This is a genomic window from Enterobacter chuandaensis, from assembly GCF_039718975.1.
In the GTDB taxonomy this organism is placed as follows: domain Bacteria; phylum Pseudomonadota; class Gammaproteobacteria; order Enterobacterales; family Enterobacteriaceae; genus Enterobacter; species Enterobacter chuandaensis.
Genome location: NZ_CP097173.1, coordinates 3,933,354 through 3,959,620 on the forward strand (window position 1 = coordinate 3,933,354; position 26,267 = coordinate 3,959,620).

Below are 26,267 nucleotides of genomic sequence, written 5' to 3' on the forward strand. Positions count from 1 at the left end.
AACGCCGGATTAAACCTTACCGGCGGCTTCTCTTTCTGCGACTTCTTTATCGAGCAGCGCAATATGCTGAGCCATCAGCTCGCGGCAGTGCGCTGCCAGCTCGCGCACCTGGTCTTTACCGTATTTGCTGGTATCGACGGGTGGCAGCATTTCGACAATCACCAGACCATTATTCAGGCGGTTAAGATTAATCTTATTAGAAGTATTGGAAACGCACACGGGAATAATTGGAACACCTGCCGCAATTGCGGCATGAAACGCGCCGGTTTTAAACGGCAGCAGGCCGCGACCGCGGCTGCGCGTCCCTTCCGGGAACATCCAGATGGATATTTTGCGCTTTTTAAAATGATTCACCACTTCCGCAATGGTGCCGTGCGCTTTTGCACGGTTGTTACGGTCGATCAGCAGGTTACCGGTCAGCCAGTACAGCTGGCCAAAAAACGGGATCCACAGCAGGCTTTTTTTCCCTACCGTCACGGTTGGCGGCAGAACGATATTGGAGGCCGTCACCATATCGTAGTTGTTCTGATGGTTGGCGATATAGATGGCGTTGCCGAAATTCTCCGCTCCTTCAGGCAGGCGTTTTTCAACCTTCAGACCAAACAGCGGCGCAAGGCGACCGAACATATGGCCAAAGGTGGCAACATGCTTCGGATTACGCGGGCTGAACAGGCAGTAAATAGAGCCGAAAATACAGACCAGAATGCAGTAGATAACGGTAAGAATTAGACGAACAATATATAGCATAGCGACCTCTGAAGCCCTGACAGCTGACAATTATACTTCACCTGTGGCCAGGTAAGGACTTTATTACGAGCGCGTATTGTTAATCGCAACGCACGAATTAACAACGATTTTACGGGAAATTTTATTGAAATACCCCCTCCGGACAGAGGGGGTGTTACGACATTACTCTTCGCTGTCACCCGCGCTGCTGCGCGCAGGCGAATCAATCTCCACGCGGTCGATACGCTGCAGACCGCGCATCAGCGAACCGCGACGACCGCGCTCGCCCACCACTTTCTGCAGCTCTTCCGGACGCAGTTTGATCTTACGCTTGCCGACGTGAATAGTCAGCGTGCTCTGCGGCGGCAGAAGGAAGAGGTGCGCCAGGCCATCTTCGCCTTTCGCGGCTTCCGCCGACGGGATGTTGATGATCTTGTTGCCTTTACCTTTCGACAGCTCCGGCAGATCGCTGACCGGGAACATCAGCATACGTCCGGCAGAGGTGATCGCCAGCAGCATATCGCTTTCATTCTCGATCACCAGCGGCGCCATCACGTGGGCGTTGTCCGGCAGGCTGATCAGCGCCTTACCGGCACGGTTACGCGACACGAGGTCGTTAAAGGTACAGATAAAGCCGTAACCCGCATCGGAGGCCATCAGCAGCTTCTGGTCGTCGGCTTCCATCAGCATGTGGTCAACCGTTGCGCCCGGCGGCAGCGTCAGCTTACCGGTGAGCGGTTCGCCCTGGCCGCGCGCGGAAGGCAGCGTAATCGGGTCGATGGCGTAGCTGCGGCCCGTGGAGTCGATAAACGCCACCGGCTGGTTGCTCTTGCCTTTCACCGCCGCTTTGAAGCTGTCGCCCGCTTTGTAGCTTAGGCCCGGCGCGTCAATATCGTGGCCTTTGGCGCTGCGCACCCAGCCGCTCTGCGACAGCACAATCGTCACCGGCTCGGACGGCTGCATGTCGTGCTCGTTCATCGCCTTCGCTTCTTCGCGCTCGTGCAGCGGAGAACGACGGTCGTCGCCGAAGGCATCGGCATCCGCCTGCAGCTCTTTCTTCAGCAGGGTGTTCATCTTGCGCTCGGAGGCGAGGATCGCCTGCAGCTGATCGCGCTCTTTTTCCAGATCGTTCTGCTCGCCGCGGATCTTCATCTCTTCCAGTTTGGCGAGATGGCGCAGCTTCAGTTCGAGGATTGCTTCGGCCTGGGTTTCGCTGATGCCAAAGCGCGACATCAGCGCGGGCTTCGGCTCATCCTCGGTGCGGATGATCTCGATCACTTCGTCGATATTGAGGAACGCCACCAGCAAACCTTCGAGGATATGCAGGCGCTTAAGCACTTTCTCCAGACGATGGTTCAGACGACGGCGCACCGTATCCCGGCGGAATGTCAGCCATTCGGAGAGGATCTCCAGCAGGTTTTTCACCGCCGGGCGACCGTCGAGGCCAATCATATTCAGGTTGATGCGGTAGCTTTTTTCCAGATCGGTGGTGGCGAACAGGTGGTTCATCACCTGCTCCATGTCCACGCGGTTGGAGCGCGGCACGATCACCAGACGGGTCGGGTTCTCGTGATCCGATTCGTCGCGCAGGTCATCCACCATCGGCAGCTTTTTATTGCGCATCTGGGAGGCAATCTGTTCCAGCACTTTGGCACCGGAAACCTGGTGCGGCAGCGCGGTGATCACCACGGCGCCGTCCTCTTTATTCCACACCGCGCGCATGCGCACGGAGCCGCGACCGTTCTGGTAAATTTTGCGGATTTCCGCGCGCGAGGTGATGATCTCGGCTTCGGTCGGATAGTCTGGCCCCTGCACGATATCCAGCAGCTCGTCCAGCGAGGTTTTTGGCTGCTCAATCAGGGTGATGGCGGCTTTCGCCACTTCACGCAGGTTGTGCGGCGGAATGTCCGTCGCCATACCGACCGCGATACCGGTGGTGCCGTTCAGCAGGATGTTTGGCAGACGCGCGGGCAGCATCTTCGGCTCCTGCAGCGTACCGTCGAAGTTTGGCACCCAGTCAACGGTTCCCTGACCCAGCTCGCCCAGCAGCACTTCGGCGTATTTGGACAGGCGGGATTCGGTATAACGCATCGCTGCGAAGGATTTCGGATCGTCCGGCGCACCCCAGTTCCCCTGCCCGTCCACCAGCGGATATCGGTAAGAGAACGGCTGGGCCATCAGCACCATCGCTTCATAGCAGGCGATGTCGCCGTGCGGATGGTATTTACCCAGTACGTCACCCACGGTACGGGCGGATTTCTTGAACTTAGCGGTGGCGTTCAGCCCCAGTTCGGACATCGCATAGACGATGCGGCGCTGAACGGGCTTCAGGCCATCCCCGATAAACGGCAACGCCCTGTCCATGATGACGTACATGGAGTAGTTCAGGTAGGCGTTTTCCGTGAATTCATGTAGCGCGAGGCGCTCTGCCATATCGCTCATTACGTGTGATTCCTCAACTCAGAAACCGAAGGGTTTCAGGCAATATTGCCGCAGATACTACCTCATCTGACGAATTGAGTCACAAAGAAAAAGGGCCGCGTATGCGGCCCTTTTCGGGTTATTTGTTTAGCTTAATAACCTGCTTCACGTCGATTTCAAACTCGTTCCAGTCTTTGTCGACTTTACCCTGCAGTTCGACTTTATCCTGCGGGGTGACGGTCACGCCGTTCCAGCGCTTGTGGTCAATCTCAACCACCACCGTGCCGGACTCATCGCGGAAGGTGTAGCGGTCATCGGACAGGCGCTCGGTAATATTCCCGCGCAGCTTCACCCAGGCATCGTCCTTCAGGTCTTTCACTTTTGCCGCAGTGGTGAGGTTGGCGTTGTTATCGACAAAACCGCCCTGCTGGGTTTGCGTCTGGGTCTGTGTGGCTGATGGGCCAGTAAAACCGCCCTGAGCAGCAAAGACCGGCGCGGTGGTCATCATCATGATGGCAGCAATTGCAGCGAATTTTTTCATCTTTATCTCTCCCTTTAATGTCGTTTCACAATCCATTAAACAGGGTAAACCTTAACAACTTCTTAAGGGGAAAATTTATTTATTTTTACTGTACAGCAGGCGCTTACAGAGGGTTTACTGACGGCATCAAGGAGGGAATATGCGCATTTTACTGGTAGAAGACGACAGGTTAATCGGCGATGGCATCAAAGCAGGCTTAGGCAAACTGGGCTTTAGCGTGGACTGGTTTACCGACGGGAAAACCGGGCAGGCCGCACTCACCTCTGCGCCCTATGATGCCGTGGTGCTTGACCTGACCCTACCGGAAATTGACGGTCTGGAGATCCTGCGCGCCTGGCGCGAAAGCGGGCGCAGCGAACCGGTGCTGATCCTGACCGCGCGGGATGCGCTGAACCAGCGCGTTGAAGGGCTGCGCCTCGGTGCGGACGATTATCTCTGCAAGCCGTTCGCGCTAATAGAAGTGGCCGCCCGTCTGGAAGCGCTGGTGCGGCGCAGCCACGGCCAGACCCGCAGCGAGTTGCGTCACGGCAAGGTGACGCTCGATCCGGCCAGCCTCGTCGCCACGCTGGAGGGCGAAACGCTGACGCTTAAACCGAAAGAGTTCGCCCTGCTGGAGCTGTTAATGCGTAACGCGGGCCGGGTGCTGCCGCGCAAGCTGATCGAGGAAAAGCTGTATACCTGGAACGATGACGTCTCCAGCAATGCCGTCGAAGTCCACGTTCATCATTTACGCCGCAAGCTCGGGAGCGAGTTTATCCGCACCGTGCACGGCATCGGCTACACCCTGGGTGACGCATGAAACTGAGCCTGAAGCTGCGCCTGACGCTTCTCTTTTTAGCGCTGTCTCTGACGGCCTGGTTTGCCGCCAGCCTGGTGGCGTGGCAGCAGACCACCCACAAGCTCGATAAGCTGTTCGATACGCAGCAGATGCTGTTTGCCAAACGGCTGCTGACGATGGATCTGGACGAACTCCGCGCGCCGGAACGCATGCGCGAGGTGCCGAAAAAGGCCAAACACGGGCATCTGGACGACGACGCGCTGGCCTTCGCTATTTACGCTTCAGATGGCACGATGATCCTTAACGACGGCGAAAACGGGCGCGATATCCCGTATCACTATCGTCGTGATGGCTTTGATGACGGACGGCTTCAGGATGACAACGACGAATGGCGTTTCCTGTGGCTAACCTCTCCGGACGGAAAATACCGCGTCGTTGTCGGCCAGGAGTGGGAGTACCGGCAGGATATGGCGCTGGATGTGGTCAGCTCGCAGCTGACGCCGTGGCTGGTGGCACTGCCGGTGATGCTGCTGTTGCTGATCGTCCTGCTGAGCCGCGAGCTGAAGCCCCTGAAAAAGCTGGCCCAGACCCTGCGCTCCCGCTCGCCGGACGCTACCGATGCTCTGCCCACTCAGGGCGTGCCCGCAGAAGTGCGCCCCCTGCTCGACTCGCTGAACCATCTTTTTGCCCGTACCCAGGAGATGATGACCCGCGAGCGTCGCTTCACCTCTGACGCCGCCCACGAGCTGCGCAGCCCGCTGGCGGCGCTGAAGGTGCAAACCGACGTGGCGCAGCTTTCTCAGGACGATCCACAGGCACAGGAAAAAGCGCTGGCGCAGCTGCACGCGGGTATCGACCGCGCCTCCCGGCTGGTGGATCAGCTTCTTACCCTGTCGCGCCTGGACTCGCTGGACAGCCTGGACGGCGTAGAACAGATAGCGATGGCCGACCTGCTGCAGTCCGCGGTAATGGATATCTACCCTCCGGCACAGCAGGCGGGTATTGATATTCGCCTGCACATCAACGCGCCGGAGGTGACCCGCACGGGTCAGCAGCTGCTTCTGAGCCTGCTGGCGCGTAACCTGCTGGACAACGCCACCCGCTACAGCCCGCGCGGCAGCGTGGTAGACGTGACGCTGAACACCCGTAGCTTTACCGTGCGCGACAACGGCCCGGGCATTTCGCCCGATGCGCTGGCGCGTCTCGGCGAGCGCTTTTATCGTCCGCCGGGTCAGGACGCCACGGGCAGCGGGCTGGGGTTATCCATTGTGAAACGCATAGCCGCACTGCACGGCATGCGCGTCTCGCTGGGCAATGCGCCAGAAGGCGGCTTTGAAGTGAAGGTTAGCTGGTGAGGGATTATTGCACCCAGCGCAAAAGACTTTGCACATTTTGCTTATTTTTCCGCTCCGTCCTCGCGCGTAGAATACCCGGCATACTCTCATCACCGAGGACAAATAATGAGTAACATTCTGATTATCAACGGCGCGAAAGAGTTCGCGCACTCCAAAGGCCAGCTGAATGACACCCTGACCGAGGTCGCGGACGGTTTCCTGCGCGACGCCGGGCATGATGTTAAGGTCGTGCGCGCGGACAGCAACTATGACGTAAAGGCCGAAGTGCAGAACTTCCTGTGGGCCGACGTGGTTGTCTGGCAGATGCCGGGCTGGTGGATGGGCGCGCCGTGGACCGTGAAAAAGTACATGGACGACGTCTTCACCGAAGGTCACGGTTCGCTGTATGCCAGCGACGGGCGCACCCGCTCAGACGCCTCTAAAAAATACGGTTCCGGCGGCCTGATTCAGGGCAAAAAATATATGCTTTCCCTGACCTGGAACGCCCCTCTGGAAGCCTTCACCGAAAAAGATCAGTTCTTCGAAGGCGTGGGCGTAGACGGCGCGTATCTGCCGTTTCACAAGGCGAACCAGTTCCTGGGGATGGATCCGCTGCCGACCTTTATCGTCAACGACGTGATTAAAATGCCTGACGTCCCGAGCTATATCGCAGAATATCGCAAGCATCTCGCGAAAATTTTTGCTTAACTGGTAGCGTGGAATTAAAGGAGTAGTAACCATGCTTACAGTAATCGCAGAAATCCGTACTCGTCCAGGTCAACATCACCGCCAGGCGGTGCTGGATCAGTTCGCGAAAATCATCCCAACCGTACTGAAAGAAGAAGGCTGCCACGGCTACGCGCCGATGGTGGACGCCGCTACCGACGCAAGCTTCCAGGCCACTGCGCCAGACTCCATTATCATGGTTGAGCAGTGGGAAACCGTCGCGCACCTTGAAGCACACCTGCAGACCGCGCACATGAAAGCGTGGAGCGATGCGGTGAAGGGTGACGTGCTGGAGACCCACATCCGTATTCTGGAGCAAGGGGTTTAAAACCCGCCTTCCCTCTCCTTCAGGGGAGGGAATTCTCTCTGACCTGCTATGCTTATTCTGACTTCATGATTAACAGGAGGATGGAATGGGTCTTTTTAACTTCGTAAAAGAAGCAGGCGAAAAGCTATGGGATAACCTGACCGACCACAAAGGTCAGAGCGACAAAATCACCGAGCACCTCAAGAAACTCAACATTCCCGGTACAGACAAAGTTCAGGTTAATGTTACCGATGGCAAAGCCAGCGTGACGGGCGACGGGCTGACCCAGGAGCAGAAAGAAAAAATCCAGGTTGCCGTCGGCAACATCGCGGGCGTCAGCGAGGTGGAGAACAACATCACCACAACCGATGCCAAAGATGAAGCCACCTACTACACGGTAAAATCCGGCGATACCCTGAGCGCTATCTCCAAAACCGTGTACGGCGATGCCAATCAGTACAACAAGATTTTTGAGGCTAACCGCCCGATGCTCTCCAGCCCGGATAAAATCTACCCCGGCCAGACGCTGCGTATTCCAAAAGCGTGATCCGCGAGTCGGGGGACGCCCCCCGACCGTTTTTACCAGTACAGTTTCCAGCTCTGTGTAAAGCGCACCAGTGCCTCCACGTAGAAGTAATCTCCCCAGCTTGCGCACTCATCCACGCCTTTGTGGCTCGCCAGGTGATAGACCGAGTGCTTCAGCAGCCCGTTGCCCTTCTCCTCTTTGCCCACCAGGTAGTGCTTCGTCAGTGACGACATAATGCCTTTGGCCCACTCCAGATACCGCTCCCGGTCCGGATCCGTCACCGGCAGATGCTTCACCAGCTCCAGCAGTCCGCACACCGCGATTGCCGCTGACGACGAATCGCGCAGTGCGTCGGTGCCCACCAGCGCCAGATCCCAGTGGCAGACGTAATCTTCCGGGAGGCGGTTGAGGAAGTAGTTCGCCAGCCGCTTCGACAGGGCAATCATCGTCTCGTCGCCGGTATAGATATAGCTCAGCAGGAAGCCGTAGATGCCCCACGCCTGCCCGCGCGACCAGCAGGAGTCGTCGGCATACCCCTGCTGGGTGTTGCCGTAGCGCGGCGCGCCGGTTTGCACATCCATGTAATAGGTGTGGAACGTCGAGGCATCGTCGCGGATGAGATACCTCGCCGCCTGCATGACGTGCGCTTTTGCGGCGTCAGCAAAGCGCGGATCCCCCGTCTGCTCAGTTGCCCAGTAGAGCAGCGGCAGGTTCATGTTGCAGTCGATGATCATCCGCCCGGCCTGCTCCTGGTCTGAAAGATCGCCCCACGCCTGAATGATCTTCGCCTTCTCATGGAAGCGCTCCAGCAGGGCTTCCGCCGCCAGCAGGGAGAAGCCGCGCGCCTCGCGGCTGCCGGTGAGTCGCCAGGCTGCCACGCAGGAGAGCGTGTACAGGAAGCCCAGATCGTGGGTATTGGTGTCGCTGCGCCCGGCAATACGCAGGCCGAACGAGCGCACGTGCTTTTCCGCCATCGCGCGGAATTTCTCCTCACCGCTCATCTCCCACGCCAGCCACAGCTGGCCGGTCCAGAAGCTGGTGGTCCACTCCACGTTGTCCGTCAGCGGGTAAAAACCGTTCCGGCAGGTTTCCGCCGGGAACTGCTCTCCGAACGCCGTTAAATGACGGCTAATCAGCTCGAGGACGTGGCTGCGCGCAGAGGTCAGTTCATCGCTAAACAGGCGCGAGTCTACGGGAACAGGAATGGCAGACAGGCGTTCCTCTCTGATACGACTTAACATATTTCGGTTCCTTGTGGTCAGCGTGATGAAGGTTCTGCTACGTTCAGCGGGCGGGGGCCGCGCCATTTGCTCTGGCAGGCAGATAACGTAAAGGCAGAAATAAGGGTAAAGGTCAGCGCCGTCGCGCCCATAATGATATAGGTCTGCTCAAAGCCAATGCGGTCATACATATATCCGGCAGGTGAGGAAACCACCACGTTGCCGACATAGAGCATCGCCTGATAACCGAGTAAATACATGGTGGCATTCACGCGCTTGTCGAAATGCTCCGCGATATATTTAAATACCGACACCAGCAGCAGACAAATTTCCAGACCGTACAGCGGCTTGAGAATGGAAATTAACAGGTGAGAATCGCACATCCCGGAAATAATCAGCCGTGCCCCCACCACCAGCCCGACAATCAACAGCCCGCGTTTAGCGCCAATAATATTCACGAACAGCGGGACAATCATATACATGACGAATTCCATGCCCGACTGCACGGTGCCGAGATAGCCAAACACCGCGTTACCCTCGTGAATATCGTTAAAGAAGGTGACGAAATAGCGCGAGAACTGCTGCTCGGCGATAAACATCATCCATGCCACCCCCGCCACGTACAGGCAGAAGGCCCAGAATTTACGGTTACGCAGCAGGGCATACACGTCTGCCGGTGCGATTTTCTCTTTCGTCAGCACCTCGCCCGCATATGCGGAGTTAGTGTTCACTTTCAGGCTCAGCAGGACAACCAGCATCACCACCGACGCCGCGCTGCCCAGAATAAAGTTATATGCCGGAGAGAGGTTAAACAGCAGGCCAGAGAAGGACGACGCCACCGCCCAGCCGAGCGAGCCCCACATACGAATTTGCCCGAACTCCATGCCGTTTAAGCGGCTGAAGCGGTCGGAATAGGATTCACACGCCGCGACGCCCGCATACCAGGCAAAGCTTAAATAGAGTGCGCCGATAATAATCCCCAGCAGGGTATTGGACATTAACAGCGGCTGATAGACATAAATAAAAAACGGTGCCATCAGGGCTGACATGATCACAACAAAATAGAGCAGGTATTTACTCATGCCGATTTTATCGAGAATATAGCCGTAGATGGGTTTGAGAATAACGGAAAAAATACCGTTAACCGCGAAGACGGTGCCTATTACCGAACCGCTGAGATTCGCTTTTTGACCAAGCCAGATCGCCAGCAGGCCAATACTGGCAGACCAGGTAAAAAAATAGAGAAAAATAAAGCTGCTGATTTTGTAATATTCACTTCTGTTCGTTGTAGACGTCTTTTTCATAGCATCCTCGCCGACGTGTAGGGTCAGAATTTTTATAACGTGAACGACAGCAGACGTTCGCCTCCAGGTTCGCGGATCGCCACCTGGTTATGGGTAATATCCAGATGCGGCGTGGCCGCAACATTCTGTTTTTCACTGGCAATGACGGCGCAACAGAGCCAGCTCTCTCCCGGATGGAGATCGGTTTTTAACAGCGGAATGGAGGCGCACTCCGGGAACATGATGCTGCTGTTCGGCGGCGTGACGATGCTGTCCGGGGTGCGTTCAATGAAGGGCGACAGATCGATAATCGCGCTGCTGCCGTTCTCTGCCGCCAGATAGCTGCCGCGCGCGCGGATTTGGTGCCCGGTTTTCATCACGGCGAAACCACCCTCGGCCGTTTGCAGCGTGCGCGCGCTGTTAATGCGGTGCAGGCGCAAATGCCACTCGCCGAAGGGTATTTGCCAGGTCTCGATATGCACATCGTGCCACGGCGACCAGCGTGAATAGATAGCGTTATCATCCACCCGCACCGCTTCGCACTCGCGACGGCCGCGGAAATAGTTATCCCCGTCCGCCAGCAGCAGCATGGAATCACAGGCCGCATGCTTCAGGCCAAAGCGCCCGCGCTCAATGGTGAAGCCAAAGTGGCTGGAGTAGGCAAATTTGGTGTATTTCGCTTCGGTGTTGACGTAGTTGTTCAGCTCCAGCTGACCGGCGGTGAGCATGGTGACATGCTGAGAGTTCGTCGAATGCATCAGGATTTGCTGCGCGTGCGGGATGACGCGCTTCTCCGCCAGCGCGGGCAGCGGCTGTTCTTCTGCCTGCCAGAACGGATGCGCCTCCGGCAGCGCCAGGATCAGGTAGCTTTTCAGCGCCCAGTAGGGCGAGCCGGGAGAGTTATAGTCCTCACACATGGCGAGGTTCGGATAAGCAAAACCGAGGGTCAGAATGCCGTCCCGGTCGGTAATCGGTCGCTGCTGCCACCAGCGGAGATGGCGCAGGATAATTCCCTTCACAATACCCGGCGTGAATACGTCAAGTTCAGAAAAGGCGACCGCACTCCAGAAGGCGACCATCGCAAAGCGGTAGGTCAGGCTGCGGCCAAACGGTACTGACGCGCCGTCCGCGGCGGACCAGTAGATAAAGTCCTCCGCAAACAGGCGCGAGCGCTCGCGCAGCACCTCCGCCCTCGCCTCGTCCCCGCTCAAAGTGGCGTAAATCAGGCCGTAGAAGTGGAACGCCATGGAGATGTAATAATCTTTCGGGCGTCCAGGACCGTCGGAATACCAGCCGTCGCCCAGATAATAGGCCTCCATCAGCGCAAACCGCTGGTCAATGGCGGCCTGGTCGTACGGCAGCCCGGCGCGTTTGAAGCCCAGCTGGACAATGATAGCGAAGTAGTTCCAGTTGCTGTCGGGCATCTGCGCGTCGGCAATCTGATTGAGCCACGCGTGCAGATTCAGCACTTCGCGCTCGCTCAAACAATCGGTGAGTCTATTCCCCATCAGGGAGAGCCCCAGACCATAGGACGCCATCTCGACCAGACGCTGATCGTACGGGCCGGTTTCACCCCAGTAGCCCGGGCTTTGCGGATCGGTGCCGATCCTGATGGCCTCCATGTACTTCTCGCTAAACGGCGAAGCATCGCCCGAAGCCAACAGCGGAAACAGCCCCCACAGCGCGCGGGAGAGCCCCTCCATCTGCGCGATATCCGTCGCGTAGTGCGCGCAGGTATCACCCAGCGAGAACCGCGAATGATTTTCCGGAAACTGCGTATCCAGCGCGCCAAGTAAGGTATTCAGAGACACCACAACATCCAGGCGTGAAGACAACGGATTTGATTTTTCGTCGTTTGTCGCACACATAGTTCCACCCTCGTCATCAATTGCGGCCAAGCATAGTGAATGCGTAAGGTGGAGAAATGTTAGCCATGTCACAGGTGAGAATGTTCAATAAACCTGCGGTTGATAAAATTTAAAAAGGTGGTTTATAAATCTCTTATGAAGGGGAAAAGTTGAGTTTTATTGCACTATGCACGACGCGCCCACATCCGATCATCTTGAGTTGATTACCTTAAACGACACCGTGGCGTCGTTCAGCCGCCTCTTTGCCAACACGGTGCGTTACCACCACTGGCATCAGTGTCTGGAAATTCTCTATATAGAAGAAGGATTTGGCGTCGCGATTGTCGATAATCGTCACTACACTATGCGCCCCGGACGCCTGTTTTTCTTTCCGCCCTTCACCCTGCATAAAGTGAGAGTGGACGAACAGGCGGAAGCGATTTACCGGCGCACGATTATTCACCTCGACCACCACGCGGTGCTGAAGGCGTTGCGTGATTTCCCCCATACGCAGCAGCGGCTGGAAAAACTGTCTCGTCGCGGCTCAGAGGCGTGGGTAGCGGACCTGGCGCACTGTCATAGCCATGTCGATCACCTGTTCAGCTGTTATCCGCCGCCGATGACCAGCGAAAACATCGCCGGGCTGCTGATCGGCCTGTTCGCTATGTTACCTGACGATCGTTCCGGCGCACCGGGCAGCAGCCAGGGGATCGCCAGCCAGGTGATGTTCTGGCTGGATGAGCATTATCAGGAGAAATTCCACCTCGACGCGCTGGCGGCGGAGCTGGGGAAATCACGCAGCTATGTGTCGCGGAAATTCCATGCGGAGACAGGGGAGAAGATCCACCACTACCTGAACACGCTCCGCCTGCGCAAGGCGTGTGAATGCCTGCTGCACAGCGACGCGAGCGTGCGGGAGATTGCCGCGCGGGTGGGATTTTCTGACGTCACCTGGTTTATCAGCGCGTTTAAGAAGGGGATTGGCGAGACGCCGCTGCAGTACCGGAAGAACCATCGTGCGGTATGACACCCTCACCCGCCCTTCTCCTTCAAACGAGAGGGAGACAATCAACTGCTTTTCTTCCCCGGCTTTAACCCCCGGTGAAGCTCGTTGATGCGCTTCATCGACTTGATGGTGCGCTGCGGCTCGGTGGAGGCAACGGACAAAACAATCATCTCCAGGCACAGCAGCACCGTGCCGTGAAGCGGGATTTTGCCCTTCTCGCCGCCGCGCGGAACGTGGATCACCACGCTGGCTTCTTTGCTGAATCGCGAGTCGGTGGCATTGGTCAGCAAAATGGTGGGGATCCCCAGCCGTTTCGCTTCGCGCAGTGTGGTTTGTCCTTCCCGATGCGCGGATTTTTGCGCCATCATGATCAGCACATCTCCGCGCTGGAGCCCGATCAGCTGCTCGGCCAGCCCTATTCCGGTACGGTTAAGCGGCGTGGCGGGTAGCCCCATCCGGCTGAACAACCTGGCGGTGTAGTCGGCCAGAATGCCGGACGCGCCAATCCCAAATATGGCAACCTGCCTCGCCTGCGCCAGCAGGGAGACCGCCTGCGCCATCGCAAAGCGGTTGTGGGGAGCGGACAACACTTCACAGGTGTGCTGGTGCCCCTCCAGCACGAAATCAATGCTCGCATTGACGTCGCTGGTCAGCGTATTCACCGTCGTGGAAATCTTTTCGCTGGAGGTCACGACCGGACCAAACCACTGCTCCAGCGTCTGCTTGAGATCGCGCAGCCCGGCGAAACCCAGCGCCTGGATGGCGCGAACGACGGTGGCATCCGACGTCTTCAGCAGTGTCGCGATCTCCATTGCCGTCTGCTCCATCACCGCTTCACGGTTTTCATTGATATAGCGTGCCACCTGCAGCAGGCGCGGCGTGAGCTGGTGCGAGCGCGAGCGAAGGCGATCGCCAAAGATATCGACTTTACGGCTCACCGTGACGCCTCCGGCAGTGGACGTCCGGCAATCTGCGACTGAACCTGCGCGGCCATCAGCCCTAACGAGGCGAACGAGTTCGAGATGGCCTCTTCACGCGAGATCAGCACGTAGTGCCCGGTCCGGCAGGCATTCAGGAACTGACACCAGCCCGGCATCACCGCATCCATCGCTGCCAGCTCATCCTGCGGCTTGCCGCCCGTATCCCCGCGCCAGGTAGCAAAAACGAAATCGGCATCCAGCTCCGGCAGGCGCTCGGCGCTGACGTCAATCCGCCCCCCTTCCGGGATGGACTCAATAAGCGGCGGGAAGGTGAACCCGGCATCACGCAGCACGCGGCCCAGCGAGTGGTAGCTGTGCATGGCGTTAATTTTCCCCTGATTGGCCTGAATCACCGACACGGTTACCTTGCGGGTATCAATAGTCGCTTTCAGTGCCTTAATTTGCTCCTGGTAGCGCCGCTCCAGAACCCTGAGCCGCGCCTGCGTTCCCGTCAGCTGCGCCAGCTTGCGGTAGATCTCCGGCGCGCCGCCGTCGAGATGATCGATACTCACCGTCGGGGCAATTTTCTCCAGTTGCTCCACCGGGGTATTGCGGGTTGGCTCGGTAACGATCAGGTCTGGTTTTGCGGCGGCGATGGCTTCAATGTCGATATCCGCAGTGCCGATAAATTTGATGTCGGAATTATCGAAGTCGACGCCCGTTAACATGCCGCTGGAGCGCAGAAAATGGCTGCCGTCCGGCCGGGTGCGGCCATGGCTCGCCACCGGCGGTACGCCAAGCTCGATCAGTGGAATGGTGATATCCAGATCGTGTAACGAGACGATCCGTTTTGGATGCACCGGTACCACCACCTTACGGTTCAGATCGTCAGTAAACGTCTGCGTTGGCTCCGCCGCGCTCACCGCGAACCCCACCAGCAACAGCATCGAAAACAGTACGCGCATCATAGTCTCCTAAAATCTGTCCCGACGCTGCCAGAGCAGCAGCAGGAAAAACGGTCCGCCAATCAGCGAAATCACAATTCCCGCCGGCAGTTGCAGCGGGAGGAAAGCCAGCCGCCCGACGTTATCCGCCAGCAGCACAAGCAGCGCCCCCAGCGCGGCGCTTCCCGTCAGGAGCGCGGTTTGCCCACCGCGCAGCAGCAGGCGCGCCATATGTGGCGCAATCAGCCCGACGAAACCAATACTGCCCACGCAGGAGACGCAGGCCGCCGTCAGCACTACCGGGGCGAGAACCCTTATAAGCGCCAGCCGGTTTGTGCGCACGCCAAGGCCCGCTGCGGCGTGATTGCCGAGTAACGCCACGTCCGCAGCGCGGGCGGTAAACAGCAGCAGTGCAAACGCCGGAAGCGCCCAGACAGCGGCAATGCAGACCAGCGTCCAGTTTGCCGCATGCAGGCTGCCCGCCAGCCACAGCATCGCCGTCTGCACGTCGCGCACGTCCGCCGTGGTCATAAAAACGCCCATTGCGGCAGCAAAGACCCACGACACGCCGATGCCGATCAGGATGAATCGCGGACGTGAGATATCGCGCGCCAGGGCCATCACAAGCAGCGCGGTAAGCAGCCCGCCGCCCATGCCGACCAATGGCCGCCAGGCCATGCTCAGCGCCGGAAACTGAAATATCAGCAGCAGTACCGCCGCGCTGCAGCCCTCTTTCACGCCGATAAGGCCGGGGTCAGCCAGGCCATTGCGGGTGATGGACTGCATCGCCGCCCCCGCCATGCCGAGCATCCCACCGCACAGCGCCGCCATCAGCAGGCGCGGCAGACGGATATCCATCACGATGTAGCGCGTCTCCGCCGTCAGGCTTTCTGGATAAAACAGCGCGCGTCCGATGGCGGAGGTGGGGATGGGCAGAGAACCGTGCGTCAGGCCAAACCCCGTCAGCAGGCAGGCGACCAGCGTCAGGATGACCAGACATACAAGCGCCTTTGGGCGGACCAGCGCCGAGAAGGCGCCAACGCGTAGCGCACGCAGCCCGGAGCGGTTCATTTGAACATCCTCGAGGCCATGAAGATAAAGACCGGGGCGCCAACCAGCGCGGTCATGATGCCGGTTGCCAGCTCCCAGGGCGAAAACAGCGTGCGGGCAGCGATATCCGCCAGCAGCAGAACCAGCGCCCCGCACAGGGCGGACAGCGGCACCATCACGCGCAGATCGACCGACACCAGACGGCGAATAAGCTGAGGCACCACGAGCCCGATAAAGCCGATCGGCCCGGCAATGGAGACTGCCGCACCACAGAGCAGCGCAATGGCAAGCAGGGCGAGCAGCCGGGTTTTCAACAGCGATACGCCAAGCCCCTGCGCCATCCTGTCGCCCAGCGCCAGCATGTTGAGCGACGGCGACAACCAGAGCGCCAGCGCAGACCCCACACCAGCCACCCACAGGGCAGCGGTAATCGTTTCGCCGCTAAGCCCGGCCAAATCCCCCGCCAGCCAGGTGCGCATGGCGAGCAGCGTCTGTTCATCAAGAATGAGCACCGTGGCGGTAATCGACGAGGCAAACGCCGACATCGCCACGCCGCACAGAGTGACTTTCATCGGCGTCAGCCCGGTGCGACCAGAAGAGGAGAACGTGAGCACCAGCAGAAACAGCGCCGCGGCACCGGTTGCGGCAATCAGCGGGCGGCCAAACGGCAGCGTCATCCCCAGCGCGCTTGTCAGCACCACCGCGAGCGCCGCCCCGGCGTTGAGCCCCAGAATATGCGGTTCGCCGAGCGGGTTGCGGATCACTGATTGCAACAGCACGCCCGCCACGCCGAGCGCGGCGCCTGTCACCATCGCGGCGCAGAGGCGCAGCAGCCTGAGTTTGATGATGATGTTATGGTCGAAATTGCGCGGATCGAAGTTAAAGAAGGCCTCCACCACCGTTTGCGGGGCGATAAAGCGTGCGCCGATCCCAAGATGGGCAATCGCGCCCGTTGCCAGCAGCAGGGCGAACATCAGGAAAGCCAGAGAGGTGCGCATCATGGCTGTTTTGTGACCTGGCGAAACGGCATAAAGAACGGTTTACCGGTCAGCGGATTGATGGACATATGCACGTCGACATCAAACACCGCTTTAATCAGCTCCGGCGTGCAGACATCTCCCTCATGCAGTACGCCCTCGACTTTTCCCTGGCGTAAAAAGACCAGCGAATCGCCGTAGTTCACGGCGAAGTTCAGGTCGTGCAGCACCACCACCACGGTACGCCCATGCTCGCGCGTCAGCGTATGCAGCAGTTCGAGGATCTCCACCTGATAGCGGAGATCGAGGAACGTGGTGGGTTCATCCAGCAGGATATAGGGCGTTTGCTGCGCCAGCGCCATGGCGATCCAGCAGCGCTGACGCTGGCCGCCGGAGAGGCTTTCGACGGGCATATGGGCAAACTCAGCCGTGCCGGTCAGGCGCAGCGCCTCTTCCACCGCCCGCTCGTCTTCGTCGCTCCACTGGCGCATAAAGTTCTGCCAGGGAAAACGCCCGCGTGAGACCAGCTCAAAGACGGTTAACCCTTCCGGCAGCAGCGGAGACTGCGGCAGGATGCCCAACTGGCGGGCGACGGTTTTGGTCGGCTGCGCGTGGATCGCCTTACCGTCGAGAACGGCCGCGCCGCCAAGCGGCTGGAGCAAACGCGCGATGGTACTCAGCAGCGTGGATTTTCCGCAGCCGTTCGCGCCCACCAGAACGGTGATTTTCTGCTGGGGGATCGCAAGGGAGATACCCTCAACGATGATTTTTTTCTGATAACCGGCAGAAAGATTCTCCAGAACCAGCCCCGGTTTTGTCGTGTTGTGAGCCACGTGAACGCCAACGTAATAAAAAACAGCAATAAATATAAATAAAAATCATTCTCTTTTGAGAGTTTGAGGCCGCGCCATGTAGTAGTCAAGAGAAGAAACACCCTAAAAAAACCATGGGCAACGGAGCGCTACTACGCTAAGCAAAAAGAAAATAAACTCTTATTTATCAAAAAGATAATTATTAATATTTGCACTTTTCCGCTGCGTTTTATCCATGTAGCCGTTTTTTAACTTTTTTCATTTACTACTACATTGCCGCATGATTGAATGATTCTCAATTACATGTTCGATGCCGTCTCTGGCTAACGAGCAGACCATCAAGGGCAATGACTCACATGTTCTTCCGTGAAGGTGCTTCACGGATATTTCGGGATAACAGATGTAATGGCTACGTTCACACCTTCACTCTCTGGAGTAAAAGGGCGCGCGCTCTTTTCACTGCTGTTTATGGCACCGCTGGTGCAGGCAGCAGACACCACGGCTAAAGACGGCGAAACGCTTACCGTCACCGCCGATCCAAATGCTGCAGCGGAGGCCACCAGCGGTTACCAGCCGCTGAATACCTCCACCGCCACGCTGACCAACATGCCGATGCTGGATATTCCGCAGGTGGTGAATACCGTCAGCGATAAGGTGCTGGAGGATCAGCACGCTACCACGCTGGATGAAGCACTCTATAACGTCAGCAACGTGGTGCAGACCAACACCCTGGGCGGCACGCAGGATGCCTTTGTGCGCCGCGGATTCGGCGCAAACCGCGACGGCTCGATCATGACCAACGGCCTGCGCACCGTGCTGCCGCGCAGCTTTAACGCCGCAACCGAACGCGTGGAGGTGCTGAAAGGCCCGGCCTCCACGCTGTATGGCATTCTCGATCCGGGCGGCCTGATTAACGTCGTCACGAAGCGCCCGGAGAAAACCTTCGGCGGCTCGATTTCTGCCACCTCTTCCAGCTTTGGTGGCGGCACCGGACAGGTTGATGTTACCGGTCCGATTGACGGCACACGCCTGGCGTATCGCCTGACGGGTGAATATCAGGACGAGGATTACTGGCGCAACTTCGGCAATGAACGCAGCACCTTTATCGCCCCGTCGCTGACGTGGTTCGGCGACGATGCCACCGTGACCGTGCTCTATTCACATCGCGACTATAAAACGCCGTTCGATCGCGGAACGATCTTCGATCTCAACACCAAAAAAGCCGTCGACGTCGATCGCAAAACCCGCTTCGACGAGCCGTTTAACGTGACCGACGGGCAGTCCGATCTCGCTCAGCTCAACGCGGAATACCGCCTCAACAGCCAGTGGACCGCGAAGTTCGACTATAGCTACAGCCAGGATAAATACAGCGACAATCAGGCCCGCGTCATGGCCTACGATTCAAAAACCGGCACCCTGACCCGCCGCGTGGATGCGACCCAGGGTTCCACCCAGCGCATGCACAGCACCCGTGCGGATCTGCAGGGCAACGTGGATATCGCGGGCTTTTACAATGAGATCCTGACCGGCGTGTCGTATGAAAATTACGATCTGCTGCGCACGGACATGATGCGCTGTAAGAACGTTAAAGGCTTCAATATCTATAATCCGGTTTACGGCAAACTCGACGAGTGTACAACCGTCTCCGCCGCTGACAGCGACCAGACGCTCAAGCAGGAGAGCTACTCGGCCTACGCCCAGGATGCCCTGTATCTGACGGATAAATGGATCGCCGTCGCCGGGCTGCGCTACCAGTATTACACCCAGTACGCGGGCAAAGGCCGCCCGTTTAAAGTCAATACCGACAGCCGCGACGATCAGTGGACGCCGAAGCTGGGGCTGGTTTACAAACTGACGCCTGCAGTCTCGCTGTTTGCCAACTATTCGCAGACGTTTATGCCGCAGTCGTCCATTGCGAGCTACATTGGCGACCTGCCGCCGGAAACATCGAATGCGTATGAAGTGGGCGCAAAATTTGACCTGTTCGACGGCATTACCGCCAACATCGCGCTGTTTGATATCCACAAGCGCAACGTGCTTTATAACGAAAGCATCGGGGGCGAGACCATCGCCAAAACCGCGGGCCGCGTGCGCTCTCAGGGCGTGGAGGTGGATCTCGCCGGGTCGCTGACGGAGAACACCAACATTATCGCCAGCTACGGCTATACCGACGCGAAAGTGCTGGAAGACCCGGACTACGCGGGTAAACCGCTGCCGAACGTGCCGCGCCATACCGGCTCCCTGTTCCTCACCTACGATATTCACAATGCGTTTGCCGGGAATACCCTGACGCTAGGCGGCGGCGGGCACGGCGTGAGCCGCCGCTCGGCGACCAACGGCGCGGATTACTATCTGCCGGGCTATTTCGTGGCGGATGCCTTTGCGGCGTATAAGATGAAGCTGCAGTATCCGGTGACGCTGCAGGTGAACGTGAAGAACCTGTTTGATAAGACCTACTACACGTCGTCGATTGCGACCAACAACCTGGGCAACCAGATTGGCGACCCGCGTGAAGTGCAGTTTACGGTGAAGATGGAGTTTTGATTTTAGTGCGAGGGTGAAAAGACGGCTCCGTGCAATCCCCTCTCCCCTTTGGGGAGAGGGTTAGGGTGAGGGGGACATCAGGCCTCAATATCCGCCATATCGCCTTTCTCCTGCAGCCAGTTACGTCGGTCTTCCGAACGTTTCTTGGCAAGGAGCATATCCATCACGGCGTTGGTTTGCTGTTCGTCCTCGTCGCTGATCGTCAGCTGCACCAGACGGCGCGTGTTCGGATCCAGCGTCGTTTCGCGAAGCTGCATCGGGTTCATCTCGCCCAGCCCTTTAAAGCGCTGCACGTTCGGTTTGCCCTTCTTACGCTTAAGCTGCTCCAGCACGCCCGCTTTCTCCTCTTCCGTCAGCGCGTAGTAAACCTCTTTGCCAAGGTCGATACGGTAGAGCGGCGGCAGTGCCACGTGGACGTGACCGTTTTTCACCAGCGTGCGGAAGTGCTTCACAAACAGCGCACAGAGCAGCGTAGCGATGTGCAGACCATCGGAGTCCGCATCCGCAAGAATACAGATCTTGCCGTAGCGCAGCTGGCTCAGATCTTCGCTGTCAGGATCGATACCTATCGCCACCGAGATATCATGCACTTCCTGCGAGGCCAGCACTTCGTCTGAAGAGACTTCCCAGGTGTTCAGGATCTTACCCTTGAGCGGCATGATCGCCTGATATTCACGATCGCGCGCCTGCTTGGCCGACCCGCCCGCCGAATCCCCTTCCACGAGGAACAGCTCGGTACGGTTGAGATCCTGCGCGGTACAGTCCGCCAGCTTGCCCGGCAGCGCAGGGCCGCTGGTCAGCTTTTTACGCACCACTTTCTTCGCGGCGCGCAGACGACGCTGGGCGCTGGAGATGGCCATTTCGGCCAGCATCTCTGCCGCCTGGACGTTCTGGTTCAGCCACAGGGTAAACGCATCTTTCACCACGCCGGAGACGAACGCCGCGCACTGGCGCGATGACAGACGCTCTTTGGTCTGCCCGGCAAACTGCGGGTCCTGCATCTTCACGGAGAGCACGTAGGCGCAGCGGTCCCAGATATCTTCCGCCGAAAGCTTCACGCCGCGCGGCAGAATGTTGCGGTATTCGCAGAACTCGCGCATCGCGTCCAGCAGCCCCTGACGCAGGCCGTTGACGTGCGTACCGCCGAGCATGGTCGGGATCAGGTTAACGTAGCTTTCAGTGAGCAGCTCGCCGCCTTCCGGCAGCCACAGCAGCGCCCAGTCCACGGCTTCGGTATCGCCGCTAAAGTTACCGACGAACGGTTTTTCCGGCAGCGTTGGCAGACCGTTTACCGCTTCGCACAGGTAGTCATTCAGACCATCGGCGTAGCACCAGGTTTGTTCGGTATTATTAACGTGGTCTTTAAAGGTGATTTCCACGCCCGGGCACAGTACCGCTTTGGCTTTCAGCAGGTGCGTCAGGCGAGAAACCGAAAAACGTGGGCTGTCGAAGAAGCTTTCGTCAGGCCAGAAGTGGACGCTGGTGCCGGTGTTGCGTTTACCGCACGTGCCGACAACTTGCAGATCCTGCACCTTCTCGCCGTTTTCAAACGCGATGTTGTAAACCTGGCCGTCGCGGCGAACGTTCACTTCCACGCGTTTGGACAGGGCGTTCACCACGGAAATCCCCACGCCGTGCAGACCACCGGAGAACTGATAGTTCTTGTTGGAGAACTTACCGCCCGCGTGCAGACGACAGAGGATCAACTCAACGGCAGGCACGCCTTCTTCCGGGTGGATATCCACCGGCATGCCGCGGCCGTCGTCGATGACCTCCAGCGACTGATCGGCGTGCAGGATGACGTCAACGCGTTTGGCATGGCCCGCCAGCGCTTCGTCCACACTGTTATCAATAACTTCCTGGCCCAGATGGTTTGGGCGCGTCGTATCGGTGTACATCCCCGGGCGGCGGCGAACCGGCTCAAGCCCGGTGAGTACCTCAATGGCATCAGCGTTATAGGTTTGCGTCATGATTTAAACTAGCAATTCGCATTGATTGTCAGTGGCTGTGCAGTCCAAGAAAATCGACAATCTGGGTGAAATGATCCTCAAAGCCCGTGAAAGCATGGTTTCCGCCCTCTTCTATAGTCTGGCGGCAGGAGGCGTAATACGCCACTGCCTGGCGGTAATCCAGCACTTCATCACCCGTCTGCTGCAACAGCCAGATGAGATCCGGCGCTTCAAGCGGGTCGACCTGCATAACTTTGAGATCGTAAATATGGCGTGACTCTAGCACATATTGCTGCCCGGTGTAGGGGTTCTCGTTTTCGCCAAGAAAGTCCCTCAGCAGCTCAAATGGCCGTACCGCCGGATTAACCACAACGGCGGGCAGCATAAAGCATTGCGAGAGCCAGGTGGCGTAGTATCCACCCAGCGATGAGCCGACCACGCCGAAGGATTCACCGCCGTGTTCGAGCACGATCGATTCGAGCATTTCCGCCGCCTCCGCCGGATAAGGCGGCAGCTGCGGGATGATCATCTCAACGTGGGGATGTTGCACGCTCAGCCACTGGCGAAACTGCGTCGCTTTTGCGGAGCGCGGCGAGCTGTTGAATCCGTGCAGATAAAGGAGCGTAGACATCAGTAGCCTTCTGAAGCGGTATCCGGGCGGAACTCTGCGCCTGCCAGACGGCAGACTTCCGTAGTCAGCGTGCCATCGGCATGCAGTTCCAGCCAGCGCCAGCCTGGCGCGATAGTATCCAGCGTAAAGTTGGCGCAGTGCGGTTTAAACTGCACGCAGGTTGACGGCGTCGCCAGCATGCGGCGTCCGTTCCAGTCGAGATCCTGTTCCTGATGAATGTGTCCGCACAGCAGATTTTTCACCCGCGGGTATTTGGACAGCACGCTATCCAGCGCCGCTGAGTTACGCAGGCTGTGCTGATCGAGCCAGCTGCAGCCCGCCGGCAGCGGATGATGATGGAGCAACAGCAGCGTATGACGTTCAGGTTCGGCAGCCAGTTTGGTCTCCAGCCAGTCGAGCTGAAATTCGCTTAACTCACCGTGCGGGACGCCAAATACCTGGCTGTCCAGCAGCAGGATCTGCCACTGGTCACCTGCAAATACGCATTTTGCCGGAGAAATCCCCGCATCCTGAAGGGAGCTGTACATTGCTGGCTGGAAATCGTGGTTTCCGGGCAGCCAAACGCAAGGCACGCTAAAGCTCGCGATGCCTTCAGCAAAATGCTGGTAGGCCGCGGAGGACTGGTCCTGCGCCAGATCGCCCGTTGCGACAATCAGATCGCAGGCGCGATTTTCAGCGTGAATGGCGCTCAGTACCGCCTGATAACTCTCCCAGGTATTGACCCCCAGCAAAGTCTCATGCTTTTCGGCAAAAAGGTGGGTATCGGTGATTTGTAATATCCTGACTGGCGCCCCACCAGCAACAGTCAGGTTCAACAGGCTTTCCAAATGGTGTCCTTAGGTAGGTTTATGACGCTAACAAACCGGAATCGCCATTGCTCCATGTGCTAAACAATATCTTAGCCAGTCGGCTAAAAACTGGTTAATTTGATGCTTTTCGTCGCGTTGATGCAACTTTTTATTCGGGTAATCATACCGCGCCTTGAAGCGAAAGATCTGCTGACTTGAACACACTTCAGCGACCATTGCGTCATGATAAAGGCGCACCGTCATTGACGGCAGGCTCCAGTAACTAATGCTGGGCGCAGTTTGTTCTATTTCCACCAGCGTAGTGTAGCGCGTTGATTCTGTTATCGTTAACCGATACTGCGCGTTGCTCACCTGATAGCTTACCGTTTCGCCGGGTGCGTCGTTTCTCGGCAGCAGGCGGCGCAACTGTGCGAAATTGGTTTCGCACAGGCGCATCATTTCTGGGAAGTCAGGCGTATAGCGCTTCATTTTTTCCACTCGTGTCGTAATGTCTGATAATGCAGCTGTAGCCATTGCAGGGCGATGACAGACGCTGCGTTGTCGATTTTCCCCTCTTCTACCCACTGATAAGCCTGTTCCCGGCTCACCACATGAACCCGAATATCTTCGTTTTCATCAGCCAGACCATGAATCCCTTCCGCCGTCATGGCGTCCACTTCGCCCACCATTATGGACAAGCGCTCGCTGGTGCCACCGGGGCTTGCCAGATAACTCAACACCGGCTTTGTGCGGCCCACCACCAGCCCAGCCTCTTCCAGCGCCTCGCGACGGGCGACGTCTTCGACCGACTCGCCCTCTTCAATCATCCCGGCCACCATCTCCAGTAACCACGGGCTTTCGCTGGTGTCATACGCGGCGATACGGATCTGCTCCACCAGTACCACTTCATCGCGCACTGGGTCAAAGGGTAGCAAGACAGCCGCATGCCCGCGCTCAAATATTTCACGTCGGATTTCGCCGCTCATTTCACCGTTAAACAGGCGATGCCTGAAACGGTAAAGATCCATTGAAAAAAAACCGCTATAAAGCGTTTCTCGTGCAATAATTTCTACATCGTTTTTGGCGAATGTCACGGGCAACTTTTCTGGTTTTTGCATGAGTCGAGTCCTGGTAGCAATGGTGATGAAATTGTGAATTTCAAGGCTGTTTGGCTGCCGTTTGTAAGGCTATATGGTAGATTGGTGCAAATTACCGCCAGATGGCACGTAACGCCAACCTTTTGGTGTGGATGATTCTGTTAGAATCGGCAATTATTTTTTAATTAGATCAGCGCTAATACTGCTTCACAACAAGGAATGCAAATGAAGAAATTGCTCCCCATCCTTATCGGCCTGAGCCTGACGGGCTTCAGTGCAATGAGCCAGGCGGAAAACCTGTTACAGGTCTACCAGCAGGCACGTCTGGGCAACCCTGATTTACGTAAATCAGCGGCCGATCGTGATGCTGCGTTTGAAAAGATTAACGAAGCGCGTAGCCCACTGCTACCACAGTTAGGTTTAGGTGCAGATTATACCTACAGCAACGGTTTCCGCGATGCTAACGGCGTTAACTCCAATGCTACCAGCGCCTCACTGCAATTAACACAGACGCTGTTTGATATGTCCAAATGGCGTACCCTGACCCTGCAGGAAAAGAGCGCGGGCATTCAGGATGTGACCTATCAGACCGACCAGCAGACGCTGATTCTGAATACTGCCACCGCGTACTTTAACGTACTGAGCGCCATTGACGCGCTCTCCTACACCGAAGCGCAGAAACAGGCGATCTACCGCCAGCTGGATCAAACCACCCAGCGCTTCAACGTGGGTCTGGTGGCGATCACCGACGTGCAGAACGCCCGTTCACAGTACGACACCGTGCTGGCTAACGAAGTGACCGCGCGTAACAACCTCGACAACGCGCTGGAATCCCTGCGTCAGGTCACCGGAAATTACTACCCTGAGCTGGCCTCCCTGAACGTGGACAGCTTCAAAACGGATAAGCCGCAGGCCGTTAACGCCCTGCTGAAAGAGGCGGAAAACCGCAACCTGACGTTGTTGCAGGCGCGTCTGAGCCAGGATCTGGCCCGCGAGCAAATTCGTCAGGCGCAGGACGGCCACCTGCCTACCCTGAGCCTGAGCGCGTCTACCGGCGTCTCTGATACAACCTATAGCGGCTCCAAGACCAACTCTGCTCAGTATGACGACAGCAATATGGGTCAGAACAAAGTGGGCCTGAGCTTCTCCCTGCCGCTGTACCAGGGCGGTATGGTTAACTCGCAGGTAAAACAGGCGCAGTACAACTTTGTTGGGGCGAGCGAGCAGCTGGAAAGCGCACATCGCAATGTGGTGCAGACCGTGCGTTCGTCCTTCAACAACGTGAACGCTTCAATCAGCAGCATCAACGCCTATAAACAGGCCGTGGTGTCTGCCCAGAGCTCTCTGGACGCGATGGAAGCCGGTTACTCCGTCGGTACACGTACTATCGTTGACGTGCTGGATGCGACCACCACGCTGTACAACGCGAAACAGCAGCTCTCCAGCGCGCGTTACCAGTACCTGATTAACCAGCTGAACATCAAGCAGGCTTTGGGTACGCTGAACGAGCAGGATCTGCAGATGCTGAACAGCACCCTGGGCAAACCGGTTTCAACGTCGCCAGAAAGCGTCGCGCCAGAGAACCCGGATCAGGTTGCCGCCGTTGATAACTTCAACGCTAACGGCAGCGCGCCAGCTGCACAGCCAGCGGCAGCGCGTACTACTACGTCCGCCAGCAAAGGCACAAATCCGTTCCGTAACTAAGATTGTTATCACGCCCTCTCTCACCGGGAGAGGGCGCATCTAAATCACATCCGAACGTAAGCCAACGTAAAGATCCCCCTGATTCTGCCTCTCTTCGCTTCATTTTCAACCACTCATCCTCTATCCTGAGCGTTAT

The 26,267-nt window shown here is 57.6% G+C and carries 24 protein-coding genes; 8 read left to right on the top strand and 16 right to left on the bottom strand.

Features of this window, described 5'->3' with window-relative positions:
- Positions 1-9: 9 nt before the first annotated feature.
- The 3 genes from plsC to MX657_RS18910 form a co-directional block, all read right to left on the bottom strand.
- Positions 10-747, bottom strand: a complete 738-nt coding sequence (plsC, locus tag MX657_RS18900; RefSeq protein WP_061097059.1) for a 1-acylglycerol-3-phosphate O-acyltransferase — start codon at positions 745-747, stop codon at positions 10-12.
- Positions 748-909: 162 nt separating this feature from the next.
- Entirely contained in the window at positions 910-3,168 is a 2,259-nt protein-coding gene (gene parC / locus MX657_RS18905) for a DNA topoisomerase IV subunit A (RefSeq protein WP_346806417.1), read from the bottom strand.
- 118 nt (positions 3,169-3,286) lie between these two features.
- A complete protein-coding gene (locus MX657_RS18910; RefSeq protein ID WP_023309189.1) occupies positions 3,287-3,688 on the bottom strand; it encodes a YgiW/YdeI family stress tolerance OB fold protein in 402 nt (133 codons plus the stop codon).
- Positions 3,689-3,827: 139 nt separating this feature from the next.
- Here MX657_RS18910 and qseB point away from each other — a divergent pair, with 139 nt between their 5' ends.
- The 5 genes from qseB to lysM all read left to right on the top strand — a co-directional run bounded on the left by qseB (position 3,828) and on the right by lysM (position 7,380).
- Positions 3,828-4,487, top strand: a complete 660-nt coding sequence (qseB, locus tag MX657_RS18915; protein ID WP_346806418.1) for a quorum sensing response regulator transcription factor QseB — start codon at positions 3,828-3,830, stop codon at positions 4,485-4,487.
- Positions 4,484-5,821, top strand: coding sequence for a quorum sensing histidine kinase QseC (gene qseC / locus MX657_RS18920; protein ID WP_346806420.1), 1,338 nt, complete (start codon positions 4,484-4,486; stop codon positions 5,819-5,821). The genes qseB and qseC overlap by 4 nt, the downstream gene beginning before the upstream one ends.
- Positions 5,822-5,926: 105 nt before the next feature.
- Complete coding sequence (locus MX657_RS18925; RefSeq protein WP_041908121.1) at positions 5,927-6,508, top strand: NAD(P)H-dependent oxidoreductase; 582 nt, start codon at positions 5,927-5,929, stop codon at positions 6,506-6,508.
- Between the two features lie 31 nt (positions 6,509-6,539).
- On the top strand, positions 6,540-6,854 hold the full coding sequence (locus MX657_RS18930) for a putative quinol monooxygenase (protein WP_008502984.1): 315 nt from the start codon (positions 6,540-6,542) through the stop codon (positions 6,852-6,854).
- Between the two features lie 85 nt (positions 6,855-6,939).
- The gene (gene lysM / locus MX657_RS18935) at positions 6,940-7,380 is read left to right on the top strand and encodes a peptidoglycan-binding protein LysM (protein WP_346806422.1); all 441 of its coding nucleotides are present in this window, start codon (positions 6,940-6,942) and stop codon (positions 7,378-7,380) included.
- Positions 7,381-7,412: 32 nt separating this feature from the next.
- Here lysM and MX657_RS18940 read toward each other — a convergent pair whose 3' ends face one another.
- From MX657_RS18940 to MX657_RS18950, 3 genes are read right to left on the bottom strand one after another with little or no spacing between them, the layout of a single operon-like run.
- Complete coding sequence (locus MX657_RS18940; RefSeq protein ID WP_346806423.1) at positions 7,413-8,600, bottom strand: glycoside hydrolase family 88 protein; 1,188 nt, start codon at positions 8,598-8,600, stop codon at positions 7,413-7,415.
- 17 nt (positions 8,601-8,617) lie between these two features.
- Positions 8,618-9,883, bottom strand: coding sequence for an oligosaccharide MFS transporter (locus tag MX657_RS18945; RefSeq protein ID WP_080328212.1), 1,266 nt, complete (start codon positions 9,881-9,883; stop codon positions 8,618-8,620).
- Positions 9,884-9,915: 32 nt separating this feature from the next.
- A complete protein-coding gene (locus MX657_RS18950) occupies positions 9,916-11,730 on the bottom strand; it encodes a DUF2264 domain-containing protein (protein WP_346806425.1) in 1,815 nt (604 codons plus the stop codon).
- A 166-nt stretch (positions 11,731-11,896) separates the two neighbouring features.
- Here MX657_RS18950 and MX657_RS18955 point away from each other — a divergent pair, with 166 nt between their 5' ends.
- Positions 11,897-12,736: a helix-turn-helix transcriptional regulator gene (locus MX657_RS18955; RefSeq protein ID WP_217480300.1), complete on the top strand. Its 840-nt coding sequence runs from the start codon at positions 11,897-11,899 to the stop codon at positions 12,734-12,736.
- A 41-nt stretch (positions 12,737-12,777) separates the two neighbouring features.
- On the opposite strand, the gene MX657_RS18960 is transcribed toward MX657_RS18955, so the two are convergent.
- The 5 genes from MX657_RS18960 to MX657_RS18980 are packed head-to-tail and all read right to left on the bottom strand — an operon-like array spanning position 12,778 to position 17,439.
- Positions 12,778-13,653, bottom strand: a complete 876-nt coding sequence (locus MX657_RS18960; RefSeq protein WP_346806427.1) for a MurR/RpiR family transcriptional regulator — start codon at positions 13,651-13,653, stop codon at positions 12,778-12,780.
- Positions 13,650-14,600: an iron-siderophore ABC transporter substrate-binding protein gene (locus tag MX657_RS18965; protein WP_080328216.1), complete on the bottom strand. Its 951-nt coding sequence runs from the start codon at positions 14,598-14,600 to the stop codon at positions 13,650-13,652. Before MX657_RS18965 ends, MX657_RS18960 begins: the two co-directional genes overlap by 4 nt.
- A gap of 9 nt (positions 14,601-14,609) precedes the next feature.
- On the bottom strand, positions 14,610-15,650 hold the full coding sequence (locus MX657_RS18970) for a FecCD family ABC transporter permease (protein ID WP_336238945.1): 1,041 nt from the start codon (positions 15,648-15,650) through the stop codon (positions 14,610-14,612).
- Positions 15,647-16,630 (bottom strand): FecCD family ABC transporter permease, encoded by a 984-nt coding sequence (locus MX657_RS18975; RefSeq protein ID WP_346806429.1) that lies wholly within the window; start codon positions 16,628-16,630, stop codon positions 15,647-15,649. Before MX657_RS18975 ends, MX657_RS18970 begins: the two co-directional genes overlap by 4 nt.
- Positions 16,627-17,439 (bottom strand): ABC transporter ATP-binding protein, encoded by an 813-nt coding sequence (locus MX657_RS18980; RefSeq protein ID WP_119916398.1) that lies wholly within the window; start codon positions 17,437-17,439, stop codon positions 16,627-16,629. The genes MX657_RS18975 and MX657_RS18980 overlap by 4 nt, the downstream gene beginning before the upstream one ends.
- Positions 17,440-17,823: 384 nt before the next feature.
- On the opposite strand from MX657_RS18980, the gene MX657_RS18985 reads away from it, so the two are divergent.
- On the top strand, positions 17,824-19,962 hold the full coding sequence (locus MX657_RS18985) for a TonB-dependent siderophore receptor (RefSeq protein WP_346806431.1): 2,139 nt from the start codon (positions 17,824-17,826) through the stop codon (positions 19,960-19,962).
- Positions 19,963-20,039: 77 nt separating this feature from the next.
- On the opposite strand, the gene parE is transcribed toward MX657_RS18985, so the two are convergent.
- Genes parE through nudF form a run of 5 tightly spaced genes read right to left on the bottom strand, consistent with a single transcriptional unit; the run spans position 20,040 to position 24,448 of the window.
- Positions 20,040-21,932 (bottom strand): DNA topoisomerase IV subunit B, encoded by a 1,893-nt coding sequence (gene parE / locus MX657_RS18990; RefSeq protein WP_080328221.1) that lies wholly within the window; start codon positions 21,930-21,932, stop codon positions 20,040-20,042.
- 28 nt (positions 21,933-21,960) lie between these two features.
- Complete coding sequence (yqiA, locus tag MX657_RS18995) at positions 21,961-22,542, bottom strand: esterase YqiA (protein WP_080328222.1); 582 nt, start codon at positions 22,540-22,542, stop codon at positions 21,961-21,963.
- Complete coding sequence (gene cpdA, locus MX657_RS19000) at positions 22,542-23,369, bottom strand: 3',5'-cyclic-AMP phosphodiesterase (protein WP_346806433.1); 828 nt, start codon at positions 23,367-23,369, stop codon at positions 22,542-22,544. Before cpdA ends, yqiA begins: the two co-directional genes overlap by 1 nt.
- 27 nt (positions 23,370-23,396) lie before the next feature.
- A complete protein-coding gene (locus MX657_RS19005) occupies positions 23,397-23,819 on the bottom strand; it encodes a DUF1249 family protein (protein WP_003862516.1) in 423 nt (140 codons plus the stop codon).
- The gene (gene nudF, locus MX657_RS19010; protein WP_346806435.1) at positions 23,816-24,448 is read right to left on the bottom strand and encodes an ADP-ribose diphosphatase; all 633 of its coding nucleotides are present in this window, start codon (positions 24,446-24,448) and stop codon (positions 23,816-23,818) included. The genes MX657_RS19005 and nudF overlap by 4 nt, the downstream gene beginning before the upstream one ends.
- Before the next feature lie 204 nt (positions 24,449-24,652).
- Here nudF and tolC point away from each other — a divergent pair, with 204 nt between their 5' ends.
- Positions 24,653-26,131, top strand: coding sequence for an outer membrane channel protein TolC (gene tolC, locus MX657_RS19015; RefSeq protein ID WP_119916401.1), 1,479 nt, complete (start codon positions 24,653-24,655; stop codon positions 26,129-26,131).
- Positions 26,132-26,267 lie beyond the last annotated feature (136 nt).